Origin of the sequence: Serratia sp. AKBS12 (assembly GCF_024793895.1) — a bacterium.
Lineage (GTDB): Bacteria > Pseudomonadota > Gammaproteobacteria > Enterobacterales > Enterobacteriaceae > Serratia_F.
On the sequence record NZ_JANUSB010000015.1, the window covers coordinates 1,836,665 to 1,852,704 of the forward strand.

The 16,040-nt window shown below is 55.0% G+C and carries 16 protein-coding genes; 11 read left to right on the forward strand and 5 right to left on the reverse strand.

Annotated elements, in window-relative coordinates; genetic code table 11:
• Nucleotides 1–171: 171 nt before the first annotated feature.
• The 5 genes from NYE85_RS18525 to NYE85_RS18545 all read right to left on the reverse strand — a co-directional run bounded on the left by NYE85_RS18525 (nucleotide 172) and on the right by NYE85_RS18545 (nucleotide 6,306).
• On the reverse strand, nucleotides 172–1,716 hold the full coding sequence (locus NYE85_RS18525; protein ID WP_259006164.1) for a DUF1996 domain-containing protein: 1,545 nt from the start codon (nucleotides 1,714–1,716) through the stop codon (nucleotides 172–174).
• A gap of 487 nt (nucleotides 1,717–2,203) precedes the next feature.
• On the reverse strand, nucleotides 2,204–2,482 hold the full coding sequence (locus tag NYE85_RS18530; protein WP_259006165.1) for an Hpt domain-containing protein: 279 nt from the start codon (nucleotides 2,480–2,482) through the stop codon (nucleotides 2,204–2,206).
• Nucleotides 2,475–4,859 carry an ATP-binding protein gene (locus NYE85_RS18535; RefSeq protein ID WP_309600879.1) on the reverse strand — a complete coding sequence of 795 codons (2,385 nt, stop codon included), beginning with the start codon at nucleotides 4,857–4,859 and terminating at the stop codon, nucleotides 2,475–2,477. Before NYE85_RS18535 ends, NYE85_RS18530 begins: the two co-directional genes overlap by 8 nt.
• A complete protein-coding gene (locus NYE85_RS18540; RefSeq protein ID WP_259006166.1) occupies nucleotides 4,819–5,514 on the reverse strand; it encodes a response regulator transcription factor in 696 nt (231 codons plus the stop codon). The genes NYE85_RS18535 and NYE85_RS18540 overlap by 41 nt, the downstream gene beginning before the upstream one ends.
• A 321-nt stretch (nucleotides 5,515–5,835) precedes the next feature.
• Nucleotides 5,836–6,306, reverse strand: coding sequence for a hypothetical protein (locus NYE85_RS18545; RefSeq protein WP_259006167.1), 471 nt, complete (start codon nucleotides 6,304–6,306; stop codon nucleotides 5,836–5,838).
• A 585-nt stretch (nucleotides 6,307–6,891) separates the two neighbouring features.
• On the opposite strand from NYE85_RS18545, the gene NYE85_RS18550 reads away from it, so the two are divergent.
• The 11 genes from NYE85_RS18550 to gspK are packed head-to-tail and all read left to right on the forward strand — an operon-like array spanning nucleotide 6,892 to nucleotide 16,036.
• Nucleotides 6,892–7,407 (forward strand): cytochrome b, encoded by a 516-nt coding sequence (locus tag NYE85_RS18550; RefSeq protein WP_259006168.1) that lies wholly within the window; start codon nucleotides 6,892–6,894, stop codon nucleotides 7,405–7,407.
• Between the two features lie 34 nt (nucleotides 7,408–7,441).
• Nucleotides 7,442–7,951, forward strand: coding sequence for a hypothetical protein (locus NYE85_RS18555; RefSeq protein WP_259006169.1), 510 nt, complete (start codon nucleotides 7,442–7,444; stop codon nucleotides 7,949–7,951).
• A gap of 41 nt (nucleotides 7,952–7,992) precedes the next feature.
• Complete coding sequence (locus NYE85_RS18560) at nucleotides 7,993–8,460, forward strand: type II secretion system protein N (RefSeq protein WP_259006170.1); 468 nt, start codon at nucleotides 7,993–7,995, stop codon at nucleotides 8,458–8,460.
• Between the two features lie 31 nt (nucleotides 8,461–8,491).
• Nucleotides 8,492–10,438 (forward strand): type II secretion system secretin GspD, encoded by a 1,947-nt coding sequence (gene gspD / locus NYE85_RS18565; protein ID WP_259006171.1) that lies wholly within the window; start codon nucleotides 8,492–8,494, stop codon nucleotides 10,436–10,438.
• Complete coding sequence (gspE, locus tag NYE85_RS18570; RefSeq protein WP_259006172.1) at nucleotides 10,435–11,910, forward strand: type II secretion system ATPase GspE; 1,476 nt, start codon at nucleotides 10,435–10,437, stop codon at nucleotides 11,908–11,910. The genes gspD and gspE overlap by 4 nt, the downstream gene beginning before the upstream one ends.
• A complete protein-coding gene (gspF, locus tag NYE85_RS18575) occupies nucleotides 11,907–13,121 on the forward strand; it encodes a type II secretion system inner membrane protein GspF (protein WP_259006173.1) in 1,215 nt (404 codons plus the stop codon). The genes gspE and gspF overlap by 4 nt, the downstream gene beginning before the upstream one ends.
• 28 nt (nucleotides 13,122–13,149) lie before the next feature.
• Nucleotides 13,150–13,620 (forward strand): type II secretion system major pseudopilin GspG, encoded by a 471-nt coding sequence (gene gspG, locus NYE85_RS18580; protein WP_259006174.1) that lies wholly within the window; start codon nucleotides 13,150–13,152, stop codon nucleotides 13,618–13,620.
• Complete coding sequence (locus NYE85_RS18585) at nucleotides 13,620–14,150, forward strand: prepilin-type N-terminal cleavage/methylation domain-containing protein (protein WP_259006175.1); 531 nt, start codon at nucleotides 13,620–13,622, stop codon at nucleotides 14,148–14,150. Before gspG ends, NYE85_RS18585 begins: the two co-directional genes overlap by 1 nt.
• A complete protein-coding gene (gene gspI / locus NYE85_RS18590; RefSeq protein WP_259006176.1) occupies nucleotides 14,147–14,524 on the forward strand; it encodes a type II secretion system minor pseudopilin GspI in 378 nt (125 codons plus the stop codon). Before NYE85_RS18585 ends, gspI begins: the two co-directional genes overlap by 4 nt.
• Entirely contained in the window at nucleotides 14,517–15,092 is a 576-nt protein-coding gene (gene gspJ, locus NYE85_RS18595; RefSeq protein ID WP_259006177.1) for a type II secretion system minor pseudopilin GspJ, read from the forward strand. The genes gspI and gspJ overlap by 8 nt, the downstream gene beginning before the upstream one ends.
• Nucleotides 15,089–16,036, forward strand: coding sequence for a type II secretion system minor pseudopilin GspK (gene gspK, locus NYE85_RS18600; protein WP_259006178.1), 948 nt, complete (start codon nucleotides 15,089–15,091; stop codon nucleotides 16,034–16,036). The genes gspJ and gspK overlap by 4 nt, the downstream gene beginning before the upstream one ends.
• The last annotated feature ends 4 nt before the right edge of the window (nucleotides 16,037–16,040 follow it).

The following is a 16,040-nucleotide window of genomic DNA, read 5'->3' on the forward strand; positions in this document are numbered from 1 at the left end:
GCCTTTCATCCAGGCTCTCCTTATGCGTCATTATGATAGGGTCGATTTCAACGAGTGCGTTTACCGACAGGCTCTGCGAGCGGCCACCTGATGCACCGCTGGCCATGGATTACCTTTGGTCCACCGGTCGTTGAGCCGTTTTCCACAGCAATATCGGCCCCTACGCCCCCATTAGAGACTATAGTGAGGGTTTTCATCGGATACTGGCTGCTGTTCTTCTGCTTCACCCGCAGGCACGGCGTTACTTTCTGCACCGGCCGCAGTAGTCGCCGCGCGGTCCAACCCCGGGCTCGTCATCTTTTGGTGGCCGGTAAAGAATAGAAATGCGGGCAGACCACTTTCGCGCGTGCCCAAAACGGTTTCAATATTATTGCCATCCGTCATGACACAGAATGCAACCTCTTTATCCCCCCGTTGCCATGCCTTTTGGATCACCTTGGCAATGCTTTCGGTATTGCGATACATCGGCCGCCCGTTATGGGACATCCAGGCGCGGGCAATATAGGATCCTCCGCAGCTAGCCGCCTCATCGGCAGAAAGCCGGTATTCATCCCAGTCGCTCGCGGCCTCATAAAAATAGAGCATATGCTCCGTACTTTTTTCTGCATTTTGTGCGTAGAAACTAATAGCGATATCGATATAATTCGTTTGTTTTGCTTCACTTTCCTCAGGCAGCGGGAATTTAATGTAGGCCGTTTTCCGATCTTCAGGCGCAAGCCCCTTGCCTCTCAAGATAAACGCCTGTGTCGCATGTCCATAATTCTCCGCTGAATATATGCCGCCACGGGTATAGCTGTCGCCGCTGGCGGCAACGCTGTATGTCGGTAGCGCTTTGTTACAGCCCCAATTCTGGTTGAGACAGTAATCGACCGCATAAGCGAGCACGTCTTCCGGCCAGCCGTTAAAGAAGTCAGCATGCGCGGTATACAGACTCCCCCAGCGTGGCGTCAATTTCCCGCCTTCCATTTCCGGATTCATGGATAACCGCAATCTCTCCAGAGGGATGACGCCTGGCAATTTATATTCCAGATTGAACTGAAGCTGAGGTATTTTAACCGGATAGTCTGCCGGACAGCGGCCATCGATATCGTAAACGGCATTGCGTGGGCCATGATGCGGCGGTTTAAGATTTACGCCATCCCAGCAGTTGGGAAAATCGAAGGCCAGATTAAACTGCACCTTTTCTGTTGTGCCGCTTTGATAAAGTGGGCAGGATTTCGGTACTTCTTTGCTATACCCCACTCCCTGACAGAAATAGAACACCCCCTTTTTCGGACCGTTACTGACATGTTCGCCAACCATCAATTGCAGCCCTTTGGGAAAGGGAACGACCGGGTAGCGCGTGTCGGTATTGCGATAATAGGTCTTCATGAATACGGGTTGAATAACCTCCCCACTGTGGCTATCCAATAGCTGAGGCGCCCAATAAGCAGAGGCATCTGCGCGGGCGGTACAGGTGGTTTCCTTGTCGGCTAGCAGCAGATCTGCCGTAGTCCAAGCATCCGTGTGGCGATTGCCGAAGAACTCATGCACCATGGAGGCTCCCGGCTTGCCGAATGCCATCATGGGATCGTCCGGCAAGGTATGGGAAAGCCCACATTCGACATTAAATTGCCCCCATCCTTTTTCTTTGCGCTCCAGGTCTTCAGCTAATGCGCTTTGGCTGACGCACAGCGTACCGAGTAATATGAGTTTTAAAAAAGTTACTCTTTCCATAAATTAATCATTTCCTTTCAGGTTTTGAGATTTTCTTTTAAGCCCATATAAATGCTAACCATCAGCATTGGTACCTGCCAGGTTAAATAAAGGGAATGGATAACGAGTAAAAAAAAGTGCATTTATTAATGCAAGTCAGAAAATTGCCAATGTCATTCACAAAAAAATGCCATACAAAAAAACCGGATTGCTATTTTAACCCGTACCTTATGGCCCTTTGGGAACGTTATTCCGACGAGGTAAGTCAAATTCCATTGACAAAAACTCAGCACATAGCGCATCAGCCGATTTACACGCCATAAACCGAGCTTTATGCGAGCAATGACGGCCCGCCAGGTCGACAATAGCCCCTGGCTGAAGGCGATGGGTGGCTCAACCAACACTCTCGGTAAAACCATCGGCATACAATTTGTGCCCGGCTGATCCAATATTGAAGCTGATGCCGGGCCAGTGACATCGCTCTGGCTCAGAAAACGGCTACAGGTCGCTAACGGGCGGGTTCGCCAATGCTGGAATCTTTGTCGCTGGCAATTTGCGCACGCAGGATGATAAGCACAGGCTTGATAACCGCCCATGTTTCTGCGGCTTCCAGCGCTTCACACAGGCTAACCTGCGCTGGAGTGCCAAATAATTGACATAGCCCCAGCATTTTATGGCCCAATTTCCGCATGGCGGCCAGATCGCCGGTTAACGCAGCCTGTTCCAGCTGCTGGAGATAGTCCTCCAGGCTGGCGTAAAAGCGGGAGATAAAACTTGGGTCAGACAAGGGTAGCCACCTGAGTGGTAAAATAATCGTGAATCAACTGCTGCCACCGTTCGCGCGAAATCGGTTTTTGTAATAGATAATCCATACCCACTTCACGCGCCAACTGGCTGTCCTCCGCTTTCAGCGCGGCGGATTGGCCGATGATCAACGCAGGCGTGGTGTCCTTTTGCATCAGTTTGCGTAAATGACGTACCAACTCAAAACCATTGCTTTCGTCCAGTCGGCAATCCGTAACGATAATCGTGTGGCGGTGTTGTAACCAGCGCTGATAAGCCTGCTGGGCGTCGGTGGCAGTATCCACCTGAAATCCGATGCTGGTGAACAGCTCCTGTTGTACCTCGAGTAGCAATGGTTCATCCTCCACCAGCAGCAGGCGCCGCTGCGCGCCAGACTCGCTGGCGTCAGGCGCGCTGGCGGGTTCGGCAATGGTGACGTCGTCAACCATACTCTCTTCATGGCATAAATCGGTGACTGCAAGATAAAACGCCGAGGCATAAGGAGGGCGTGAAAGCGCCACGCTTCTCCCACACTGATTATTCAATAACCACAAATCCCGACCATGACTGAAGCGTAACGACAGCACCGGCTCACGCGTTGTTGCCGGCGGGTTTTCTGGCTTATCACCGTAGGGTATTTCGAGACGGGTAATGATTGGCAGCACCTCATTGAGAGGTGCGCAACCGTCTGGCACCAGTTTTATACGCAGCCCGTCCGGCAACGGCTTTTCAATGGCATAGTGGGCAGGAATTACGGGGAACACGATCTTGACCCGAGAACCAACCCCCTTCTGGCTGGTCAATACCAGATGTCCGCCCATCAACTGCATATTCTTGTTTGCAACAAACAGCCCCAGCCCGGTGCCTTTAGCATGTCTCTCGGCAATAGCCCGATCGTCGCCGCCCTGATAAAAGGGTTGCGCCAGGCGTTTGAGCACATTCTCTGGCATGCCGATACCGGTGTCGGTAACTTCGATACAGAACATATTCTTGCCGTCCACCTGGAGAAGCGAACATTCGATCAGCACCATCCCGCCATGGGTGTGCTTGATGGCATTATTGACGATGTTATTCAGCGCCTGGCCCAGCAACGCACTGTCAACCAGATGCGGAAGAAAGCACTGCTTGGAATGGTAACGCACGTGCAGCGTAGTGCCATGGGTTTGCGCAAAGCTGGTAAAGAGCCTGACCGTGGTATCACAAAGCTCTGCCAGCAGATGGGGTTGCGGATGCTGTTGTACCGAACCGGCAGTGATTTTGGCGTAATCCAGCGACAGATCAAGATTATCCAACATTCCGCGGCTGACATGAATAATATTGGCCAGGCGCTCCCGTTGGGCGGAGGAAGAAAGCTTGTCGAGTAAACTTTCGCTCGCCGTCAGGATGCCAATCAGAGGAGTGCGCAGTTCATGAGAAATAACCGATAATTCCAGACTATTGCGTGAACCCTGTTGGGCTATTTGTTTTTTTAACCGTCGGTTGTAATAGACCACCACTACCAGCAGCAACAGCACGGTAAAGGTGATCAGAAAAAGCACTGTTCTTAGCGGCGAATCGATCGCTGACGTCTGGCTTTCTGCAACGATCCATTTTGCGGCAATATTACCTTGCTGGAGTGGCGTAACGGAAACCAGCACCTTATTAATAATATCGATAAGTACCTTATCTTCCTGCCGAGCGCTCATCACCAGCGGGATCTTCGCCATATGGGGGCGCGACATTTTTAACTGTCCCGGATACACGATATTCATGTAGTAAGCGGCCGTGGGAGACAGCACCACCCCCGCAATGGCCTGCCCGTTTACCACGCTTTGGATGGTTTTCTCCGGTGACGGTAGTGCCCGATAGTCCGCGCCGGGAAAGCGTTTTCCAAACCACTGAATGAGTGAAAGATAATCGGTAATTGTAACGTAACCCTCATCAATATCATCGGCGGTGGTGATACTGCGAGTGGTTTTACGGGTCACCGTGACAGGCCAGGTGGAAAAGAACGTCATGCTTCTGGCCAGGCCATGCTCATCGGCAAAAGCGGCGGAAGTGCTGGTAAGCAACGCTACCCGCCGCTGTTTGAGATTCATAAAGGACGCATTGCCGCTGTTACTGGGCACCAACTGAAAACGCATGCCGGTAGCATGGGCAATCAGATCGATATAATCCCTGGTCAGTCCGATATGCTCTCCAAAACCATTAGTTGTTTCAATGGGATAGAACTGGGGGAAGATGCCATACTCAATGAGCGGGTGGGACTCGATATAGCGTTGTTCTTCAGCGTTAAATTTTACATTATTACTCGCATGCCCCACTCCGACAAAAAACAATAGCAGAAAAATCAATAGGAGGTTAAATAGGTAACTCATGGGCATATTTGAAAAATTCGGCATTGGAATTAAGCCCCAGCTTTTTGAACGCGCGAGTTTTGGTGTTGGAAACGGTTTTAAAACTGATATTAAGACGCTCGCCAATTTCATTCTGATTGAAACCATTCAATAAAAGGCGCAATACCTCGGTCTCTCGGGGGGAGAGCCTATCCCAGGCTTCCTGCGGTGAAAGGGTTGCCAGTTCAATAGGGAAGAACTTCCTGCCACTGGCGATATAGGAGATGGCAAAAAAAAGCTCCTGAATATTACTGTTTTTTTGCACAATACCCCATGCGCCTGCCTGCCACGCGAGGCGGGCAATAGCCAGACTTTTGTGCGCCGTATAGACAATAATCTTTATTGCTGGCCATTGTTGAAGCACGCGTTTTATCAGCAGCGCGCCATCTTGCCCGATGGCACCGGCCACGTCTTCGTCATGAGAGGTGAGTGAATAATCCAGCAGCAGCATCTGAATGCTGGAATTATACTCGAGCAATGCCATAAGCTCGGCGGCGTTGCTGGCACAACCGGCAACCTGTAACGAAACTTCACTATAAATAAGCTGTTGTTCGGATTTGTTATAAAAATAAGGATAATGTTGTAAAATATCCTTTATCGCAAATAGGCAAAATGGTTCATCATCAACGATCGCGATGTTTATATTGTTGGTACCTGCCATTAATTCCCCTGCTCGACGAGCAACCTGTTAGCTGACTTTGCCTGACGATATCATTCTTACACCGGGTGACGGTGGTAGGAGTGCCATGATATCACCCATTATAGTCAGCGCCCCTGTTTTTTATCTTGTGCCGGGCGAACAATGGGCGCAACCGTGAGTACGCTGGGCATTGCCAAGGGAGCCAGCAGCGAACGTACAAGGTCAGCCATCAATACCCCATTAAAATTCTATTTCCATTTCCTCAGCAAAGCGTCGCCTGCCCGGCAGCAGCAACGGTAATGGCAATGCAGGGCAATATTACAAAACAGACGGTTTTAGCAGTTATTCCATAATAACCGCTTTTGAAATAAAACCTATGCTACCTATCAGGATTATAATAATTGATACCAAGGGCCTACTCTTTAGCAACCTCCAATTAAATCTATTTTTAGGTGCATTCGGTGTTGCCATGCTTTTTGTTCCAGTATACAAAATACCAATGCGGGGTAACGTCATGATCAGCTTTTCGTCTAATTCTATTTTTATAAAGGACAGTCTTAATTGGCGCACCAGTTTGTAATAACTGCTATCGGTGACTATAACGCCACGTTTTTCCCAAATCTCATACATGATCTCTCTCTTGGAACAGGTTTTTTCCAACAGCATCCGCAACAGACAGGCTTCATTTTCAGTCAAGGCAACGGTCACGTTGCCTCGCTTCAGCGTACGCTTTAATGGGGTAAAGATAACGTTCTCAGCTAATATGATAAGGGCCGCGGAGGACAACTGTTCCGCTGTCATACTATTTTCCATGATTAGTATCTCTTTTAGATCCGGGGGAGATATCCTGTCATGGGGAAAGCAGTGCTTCAACAGCGATCTTGATTACCGGAACTCTCACACGCCACATCGAGACAATCCCTTAGCGCAAGCAGGGGTTATCTCCACGCCGATGGAGAGAACTCTCCATCGGTAATAGAGAATAATTGTTATAAAAGAACATCAATACGAACAGGACTAGGCTAGCGCCGGATACGCTGGCGTTATCAGGCGCCTCACCGCAGGGCAAATATCGGTTGCCCGATTAGGTGCCAGCCCGTGCTTCGACATAGCTAAGCACATCGCGGCGTTTATCGCCGCAGAATTACGCTTAATGTTTGTGAATCAGTCGAGCCGTCCGTCTGGCGGTGCCGTTTCCTGATTATTCCAACGCGTCAGTCAGGGCGAACCAGGCCGATGCTCCCTTTACCGGGCTGACTCTTTCTTACTCCGCCATGACCAGGCATGACCTCCGCCAGGTTCTAAAGCCTATATTCGCGGGTCATAACGTTTCACAAGCCTGCCCGCCAGTCTCCTTGTAAAGTGCCTTACCCTTATAAGATATAGGACATAGAATTGATGCATCTCCGCCTTAAATACTCGCGACCACAAATAATTCTGCACTGGCTATCGGCCGCCATTATCATCTGGGCCACGTTGTCCGGCTTTTACGTTGCCATTGTTGGTGTTGCTGACCCAGTGAGCGATGCTATCGGTTTTTTTAATGTCTCCATAACGACCGTTTTCATTCCGCTGTTTATATTGCGTTGCTACTACTTTCTGTCCGCGCCTAAACCGACAGATGCCAACGCCAACCCATGGCTGAATTTTATCGCTCATGCCACGCATCTGTTGTTATACGTAACGATCCTCGTGGTATTGATAACCGGCGTATTAATGATGGAGCGCGCCATTAATGTCTTCCATCTTTTCACCTTGCCGCAGCCGCTACATGACCCCTGGCTGACAGGATTATTTAACCGTATCCACATTATCTCCTGTGCCGTTTTGGCAGCACTGATCGCGCTGCATATTGCCGCCGTTATCAAGCACGAGTGGCAAAATAAGCAGTTGCTGAAAAGAATGCTTCCATAACGGTATTCAGCACATTTCATTCCATGAGGCCATGATGCAAAAGCAGCAACTTTCACCGGAGCAATGCAAAGAGATCTACAGCGAACGCCTATTGCATTGCGGGAATATTCTGACCCTACATTGCCCAATTAACCAGCTGGTGATTCACCCCAATCAAGCGGTGATGACGCTGAGCGAGACCCAGAAAAGGCTCATGGCCGCATTAATAAAAAACATTACCTGCAAACGCCAGCTCATTAATATTGTCTGGCATGAAAACCATCGGCAGGTCAGGGATAATAATTATCACCAACTGGTATTTCAGCTGCGTAATGTATTCCAGCGGCATAACGTTCCCGTCAGGCTGATAGAAACCATTCCCCATTACGGCCTGCGGCTCAACGCCGCGTCGCTCGAGGAAGCGTTTAACAATCCGACACAGCGGTCATTGCCAAAATCACGCGCTGGGCACGCCAACACCGAGCGTGGTTTTGCTACGTTTCGCCAGCGGTTGAAACGTTTTTTTCGCTCTTTCCTGGCTCTTTCTCTGCTGGTTATCGTGTAATGCGACGGCTCCGGTCTGCTTTCCCCCATTGGCAGGGCGCCGTGAACTCGCCGCAGGGCTACCGCGCGCTAACGCTGGCGCTCACCGCGTTGATCGCCTGGCGAGTCTGGTTTGCTATTGTCCCTGCCTGGCAGCTTGCCCCCAGCGGCAACGTGCAGCAAAGCGCCCCGGCGGTGATGCCCACGCCCGAAAAGCAGGATTTCGCATCGCTGCCGTTATTTGGCCCGGTTCAGAACGCGCCGTCTTCACCTTTCAGTACGCAATTGCTGCACGCTCAGGACCCCGGAATTTTTTACGCGCCGCGTAGCGCATTGCCGCTGCGCGTCACGGGGCTGGTGATCGGTGCCGGAGAACAACAGAGCATGGCCATTATTGAACACAACGCCCGCCAGGCCAGTTACCTTCAGGGCGATCTGTTACTCGATGGCCAGGCGCGCCTGGTACGCCTGTTCCCCGATCGGGTCATTATCGATCATCAGGGGAACTATGAATCCCTGCTATTTCCCTGAACGTTTTATTGATCAACCAGAAGGCCAAGCTATGATGCTCCCTAACCTGCCTTTTTCTTCCGGCCGACTCACCACTTTGCTGCTGATCTGGCTGTTCAATCCGCTGTGCCTTCCCGCCGCCCAGGCGGCCGGCTGGTCCGCCAGTTTCCAGAACACCGACATTCACGAATTCATTAACACCGTCAGCAAGAACCTCAATAAAACCATCATTATAGAGCCGTCGGTTAAAGGCAATATCAGCGTACGCAGTTACCAGGCGCTGGATGACGAACGTTACTACGCCTTTTTTCTGAGCGTGCTGGAAGTCTATGGTTTTAGCGCGGTTACCATGCCTGACGGGGTGCTCAAGGTCATTCCGTCAAAAAAAACCAAAGGCGCGGCCATTCCGCTGGTAGAGGGCGCTAACGCTGGCCATGGCGGCGATGAGGTGATTATGCGCATGGTGCCGCTGCACAATGTGACCGGCAAGGATCTGGCTCCGTTACTGCGTCAACTGAATGACGCCTCCTCTGGCACGGTGGTGCATTACGATCCCTCCAACGTCCTGCTGCTGACCGGCCGAGCCGCACTGGTCGATCAACTGGTGGCAATTGTCGGCAACGTCGATAAAGCAGGCGACCATACGGTAGAAACCGTGCCCCTGCGCTACGCCTCCGCGGGGGAAGTGGCGCGCATTGCCGATACGTTGCTAAAGGGCGATCGCAAAAGCGCAGGTAGCCGCCCCACTGTCAGCATCGTTGCCGACGAGCGCACCAACGCGGTGGTGATAAGCGGCGAGGAACAGGCACGTAAACGCATGATCGCCACCGTGCACAAACTGGACGTACAAGGAAGCAGCCAGGGCAATACCAAAGTCATCTATCTTCAACATGCCAAGGCAGAGAATCTGCTGAGCGTGTTGAGCGGCGTCAGCAGCGGCCTGCAAAACGAGAGCGGTGCCAATTCGGCGGTTCCCGCCATCGCCATGATGAAGAATGTGGTGATCAAGGCGGATGCCCAAACCAACGCGCTGATTATTCATGCGGCGCCCGACATGCTGCGCGATCTGGAACAGGTGATTGAGCGGCTGGATATCCGCCGCGCGCAAGTGCTGGTCGAGGCGATAGTGGTGGAGGTCCAGGACGCCGACGGGCTGAATCTGGGGGTGCAATGGTTCAATCAGCGGCATGGCGGTAGCCAGTTCCCCGACACCGGCAGCGCGGTGACCTCGCTGACCTCCAACAACCTGGCGAAGGTATTGAAAAACAGCACCGGCCTTGCCGCCGGCTTTTACCAGGGCAACTGGAGCGGTCTGCTTACGGCGCTCGCCACCAACAGCCAAAACGATATTCTGGCGACCCCCAGCATTGTCACACTCGACAATATGGAAGCCGAATTTAACGTTGGTCAGGACGTGCCCATTCTCACCGGCTCACAAACCACCTCCGGCGACAACGTGTTCAGCACCGTGGCACGCAAAAGCGTGGGCATCAAATTGAAGGTAAAACCCCAGATCAATAAAGGCGATACCGTACTGCTGGAAATTGAACAGGAGGTGTCCAGCGTGGCGGAAAAAGCCGCCGACGGCACCGGTGACCTGGGAGCCACCTTCAATACCCGCACGGTAAAAAATGCGGTGCTGGTTAATAGCCACAACACCGTGGTGATTGGCGGGCTGCTGGATCGCAGCAGCCACGATATCACCAGCAAGGTGCCTTGGCTTGGCGACCTTCCCGGCATCGGTTTCCTGTTCCGCTCCACCGGACAGAAAACGGTGAAGCGCAATCTGATGTTGTTTATTCGCCCGAGCATCATCCGCCAACAGCAGGATTACAACCGCACCAGTCAACAGCAGCGGGCGCATTTTGGTGAGCAGCAAGACCGTGGGGAGGCCACGCAACGACTGGATAAAAATCTGGACGCCGCGCTTGGCCCACGGCCGGCAATGACGACCCTACAGGCGGACATCACCCGCTTCTGGCAACAGGCGGCACCATGAGTACGCCAGCCCTGCCCTTTAGCTGGGTACAGCAGCACGGAGTGCTGCGCATTCAGCACCCCGAACGCGGCACCTTGTTGCTGTTCCGCGCCCATGCCACGTCACAGGCGCTGTTGGAGGCACGCCGTCTTTATCCCGACGGCGCGCTGCAAGCGGTAGATGATGAAACCTTCGCCGCTGCGGTGATGCAAGGCTATCAACAGGACGGCAACGAAGCGCGCAAGATGATGGAAAATCTGGGTAGCGAAATCGATTTTTATCAGTTGGTCGAGGCGCTGCCCCAGGATAACGATCTGCTGGCCAGCGACGACGACGCGCCGATTATCCGGCTGATTAATGCCATGCTGAGCGAAGCAATAAAAGAGGGCGCCTCGGATGTGCATATCGAACCTTTTGAACGCAGCCTGAAAATCCGCTTTCGCATTGACGGCGTGCTAAAAGAAATCCTGACGCCGCCACAGCAACTGGCGGCGCTGCTGGTATCGCGCATCAAGGTGATGGCCAAGCTGGACATTGCCGAAAAGCGCCTCCCCCAGGACGGACGTATCGCGCTGCGTCTGGCCGGCCGGGCCATCGACGTGCGCGTCTCGACGCTGCCCACCAGCCACGGGGAGCGCGTGGTGCTGCGCCTGCTGGATAAAAACGCGCTGCGCCTCGACTTGGCCAGTACCGGCATGCTGGAGCAGGTTCACCAGCGCCTGGTCGGCCTGCTCCAGCACCCCCACGGCATTCTGCTGATCACCGGGCCAACTGGCTCGGGGAAAAGCACCACGCTCTATTCGGCGCTGCAGCTCATCAACAGTCAGACGCGCAACATCATGACCGTTGAAGATCCGGTGGAATACGATCTGGACGGCGTTGGCCAAACGCAGGTCAATCCCAGAGTGGACATGACCTTTGCCCGCGGGCTGCGGGCCATTTTGCGCCAGGATCCCGACGTGGTCATGATTGGCGAAATCCGCGACGCCGAAACGGCGCAGATTGCGGTGCAGGCCTCACTGACCGGCCACCTTGTGCTCTCCACCCTGCACACCAACAGCGCCAGCGGTGCCATCGGACGCCTGCGGGATATGGGCGTTGAACCGTTTTTGCTCGCCAGTTCATTAACCGGCGTTCTGGCTCAGCGCCTGGTTCGCATCCTCTGCCGCCACTGCCGCCGCGCGGAATGCCTCGACGGTGAAACGCTGCGTCAGCTCGGGTTTGCCGGGCTGGGAGAAGAAAAGCTCAGCCTCTTCCAGCCAGTCGGCTGCGAGCGTTGCAACTTTAGCGGCTACCGCGGGCGTACCGGCATTCACGAGCTGTTGTGCGTCGATGATACCTTGCGTGCGGCCATTGCCCGTGGTGACAGCGACGTCGAACTCGAAAAATACACGCGTGGGCAAACCCTGCGCCATGACGGGCTGGCGAAAATACGCTCCGGCATTACCAGCCTTGAGGAAGTGATACGCGTCACGCGGGAGGTCGGCTCATGACACGTTGGCGTTATCATGCTCTTGATCACCAGGGGATGCCCTGCCGGGGAGAAGTTCAGGCGGATAACGCGCGTGCGGCGCGCGCGCAATTGCAACAGCAACGTCTGATCCCGCTACGGCTGCGCGAGGTGCAGACCAGAACCGGCGGGCTGCCGGACTGGCTACACCAACGCAGCGCGTTGAATGGCAAAGCGCTGGTATTGTTCACTCGCCAGCTCGCAACGCTGATCGGTGCCGCGCTGCCGCTGGAGGAAGCCCTGAATACGCTGGCAGAACAGTGCGAAAAGCCCGGCCAGCGCACGCTGCTGGCTCAGTTGCATCACCATATTCTGGAGGGGATGTCTTTTTCTGACGCGCTGGCGGGCCACCCGCGCACCTTTCCGCCGCTGTTTCGCGCCACGGTGGCGGCAGGCGAGGCGTCGGGGCATCTTGATCAGGTCTTGCAACGGCTGGCAGATAACCTGGAACAACGTCAGCAGGTCAACGGTAAATTGTTACAGGCGCTGCTCTACCCGCTGATACTGACGGTTATCGCCATCGGCGTGGTGACGCTGTTACTCACCGCCGTGGTACCGGGCATCGTAGCGCAGTTCGTTCACATGCAGCAGGCGCTGCCGCTGAGCACCCGCCTTTTGATGGCCGGCAGCTCGGCGCTGCAAATTGCCGCGCCGTGGCTTGCCGGGGGCGTTGGCCTGCTGCTGTTCGGTTTGAGACTCTGGCTGAAAAAACCCCGCCACCGCCTGCACTGGCACCGTTTGCAGCTCAGGCTGCCGCTTGCCGGCCCGGTCATTCGCGAGCTGAACCTGGCCCGCTACGCCCGCACCCTGAGCATTCTTCACACCAGCGCGGTGCCGCTGCTGGACGCCATGCACATCAGCGCTGGCGTGCTGGCCAATAGCTATGCCCGCCAACAATTATTGCAGGCGCGTGAGCAGGTACGCGAAGGCAGCACGCTGATCGCCGCGCTCACCCAGACCGGCCTGCTCTCGCCGATGATGCGTAATCTGATCGGTTCCGGCGAGCGCAGCGGCGAGCTGGGCAACATGCTGGCGCACACCGCCGATATCCAGGAGAACGCCTTCTTCAGCAGGATGGCGCTGACCGTCGCACTGTTCGAACCTTTGCTTATCGTCACCATGGCAGGGGTCGTGCTGTTTATCATCCTGGCGATTCTTCAACCCATTCTCCAGCTCAACACCATGGTGAGCTGAATTGTTACTTTGATTAGAAGGAAAAATAATGAACACGCAATGCGACCGCACTTCCCGGCGTTTACATCCGCAACGCGGTTTTACCCTGCTGGAAATCATGGTGGTCATCGTGATTCTGGGCGTATTGGCAAGCCTGGTGGTGCCGAATCTGATGAGCAACAAAGAGCGCGCCGATCGGCAAAAAGCGCTGAGCGATATTGCCGCGCTGGAAAATGCACTGGACATGTACAAGCTGGATAATAACCGCTACCCGACGACCGAACAGGGGCTAATGGCCCTGGTCAAAGCGCCGACCGTCGCCCCGCTGCCGCGTTATTACAACCCCGCGGGCTATTTGCGCCGTCTTCCTGCCGATCCGTGGGGCCAGCCTTATCAGCTCATGTCTCCGGGTGAAAAAAACCCGATTGATATTTTCTCTGGCGGTCCCGATGGCGTCGCCGGCACCGACGATGACATCGGCAACTGGCATCTCAGCCTCAACCACGAGGAACAGCCCTGATGCCCGGCTTTACCTCCGTTCGGCAGCAAGGATTCACCTTGCTGGAAATGATGCTGGTGGTGCTGTTGATCGGCGCCATCGTCCTGACGGTTAAAATTTTTGTTGCCGATAATCCGTTGCGCCAGGAAACGCAGCGCCTCACGACGGCTCTACGATGGGCGGCTCAGCAGACGGAGCGAGACGGGCGGATTTACGGCCTGTCTCCCGCACAGAAATCCTGGCAGTTGATGGTTCTTACTCGCCAGCCTAATGGCCAACGCCCCAGCTATTACTGGCCGGGCTATTACTGGCATCCGCTCAAGGCATCACCGCTGAAGTTCCGCTCTTTGTCCGCCGCGTTGAGCCTGCAGCTGACGCAGACTGGCACCCCCGTCGAACTGCCTGTCGGCCAGGACGAAGCGCGGTGGCAGGATCCCAAAGTACTGCTGTTTCCCGGCGGTGAATACAGCGCCGCCGAACTGAGCCTGCTCGATGAAAATGGCGTTCAGCACCACGTCTGGCCGCCGTTACCGGACCCCGTTATGCCATGAGCCGTCTATCGCACTGCCGCGGAATGACATTGCTGGAGGTGCTGGTCGCGCTGGCCATACTCGCCGGCGCGGGCATCGCCGGGCTTAACGTGAGCAGCGAGCAGGTACGCCATACCGAACGGCTGCAACAGCGGCAACTGGCCAGTTGGCTAGCGGAAAATCAGCTAACGACGCTCTTTTTGCAGCGGGTCTGGCCGCCGGAAAACTGGCAGATAGAGACGCGAGAGATGGCCGGCCATCACTGGCACCTGCGCTGGCGTGGCGTCGCAACCACCGACCCCGGCCTGCGCGCCCTGGAAGTCGAAGTCAGTCTGCACGGCGATTTTACCGCTCCGCTGGCGCTATTAAGGAGCTATCGCATCGCTGATGAATGATCGTCAAAAGGGGTTTACCTTGCTTGAAATGCTGGTGGCTATCGCCCTGTTTGCCCTGCTGAGCCTGATGGGCTATCAGATACTGTACGGCGTCAGCCAGAACCAGCAAGTTACTCATCGGCATAACCAACGCCTCGGTGAAGTACAGTGGCTGTTTCGCCTGCTGGAGCATGACCTGGCCAATGCCCGCCTTCGCTCCGAACGCACCGCCGACCTCCAGTTGCTGAACGATGGGCAATCTACCACGCTGACGCTGCTCAAAAACCACTGGCGCAACCCCGGCGGCTGGTTCGCCCGCTCGGAACTGGAAAAGGTGCGCTGGCAATTCGCCGATGGCTGCCTGGAACGCATCAGCCTGCATCAACCGGAGGGCACGCCAGCGACGTTACGCCCGCCGCGCGCGCAGCTGGAGCATGTTCAGGGCATTCGTTGGCGTTTCTGGTCTCAGGGACAGTGGGTTACGCAATGGCCGTTCCCCGACCGCTTGCCTGAGGGGGTCGAACTGAGGCTGGAGACACGCGATCTGGGCGTTTTAACCCGGCAATTTTTCGTGCAGGAGGCGTCATGACCCCTCGTCCTGCACGTGGTATGGCGCTGCTTATCGTGTTGCTTATCACCGCGATGATCTCGCTGATCGTCAGCCGGATGCAAACCGACTGGCAACTGCGCTATCAGCAAACTCGGCAAAACGTTGATGCACAGCAGGCCAAATGGCTGCTGCTGGGTAGCGAAGCGGTTATTCAACGCCGGCAGCAGGCGAGCTTGCCGTCATCGCCACCGCCCAGCGGCCTGCAACAGCTACGGCTGGACGACGTGCCAATCCATTACCAGATAAGCGACGGGCAGAGCTGCTATAACCTGAATGCCATTACCGCGAGCACGTCCCCGGCCGCGCCGCAAGCCTACACCTATTCCCAACGCGTTTTCTTCACTTTACTACAACAACTTGGGGTGGAGGACGCGCGGGCAGACACGCTCACTCAGGCATTGACCGACTGGGTAGACCCCGACGTCCCTACCGTCAATAACCCGCCCGAAGCGCAGGCGTACCAGCATCATCAGCCAGCGCTGACGCCCGCCAACCGTATGCTGCTGGACGTCAGTGAAATCCGCATACTCAACAGCATGGATCGGGATCTGTATCAGCGGCTCACGCCCTTGGTGTGCGCATTGCCGGATAAACAGCTGCGCGTGAACCTTAATGCCCTGACCCGCGCGCAGCTGCCACTGTTGCAGGCTTTGTTGCTCGGCGAGATAACGGCGCAGCAGGCCGCCTCGCTGCTGGCAGCCCGCCCGGACGCAGGCTGGGGTGACGATCGGCCACTGCCGCCGTTGCCGGCACTGAGCCAGCGCACCCGCGTCGACGCCAGCAGCGCCATCGTCTGGCAGAGTGAGTATTTTTATCTGGACCAATGGTTGGGCGAAACGCTGCCACGCCATCAGTTGCGAACGTTCTGGCAACATCGTGCACAACGCCTGTCGGTGCTGAATAGACACTATACTTTTGAGTAACTGA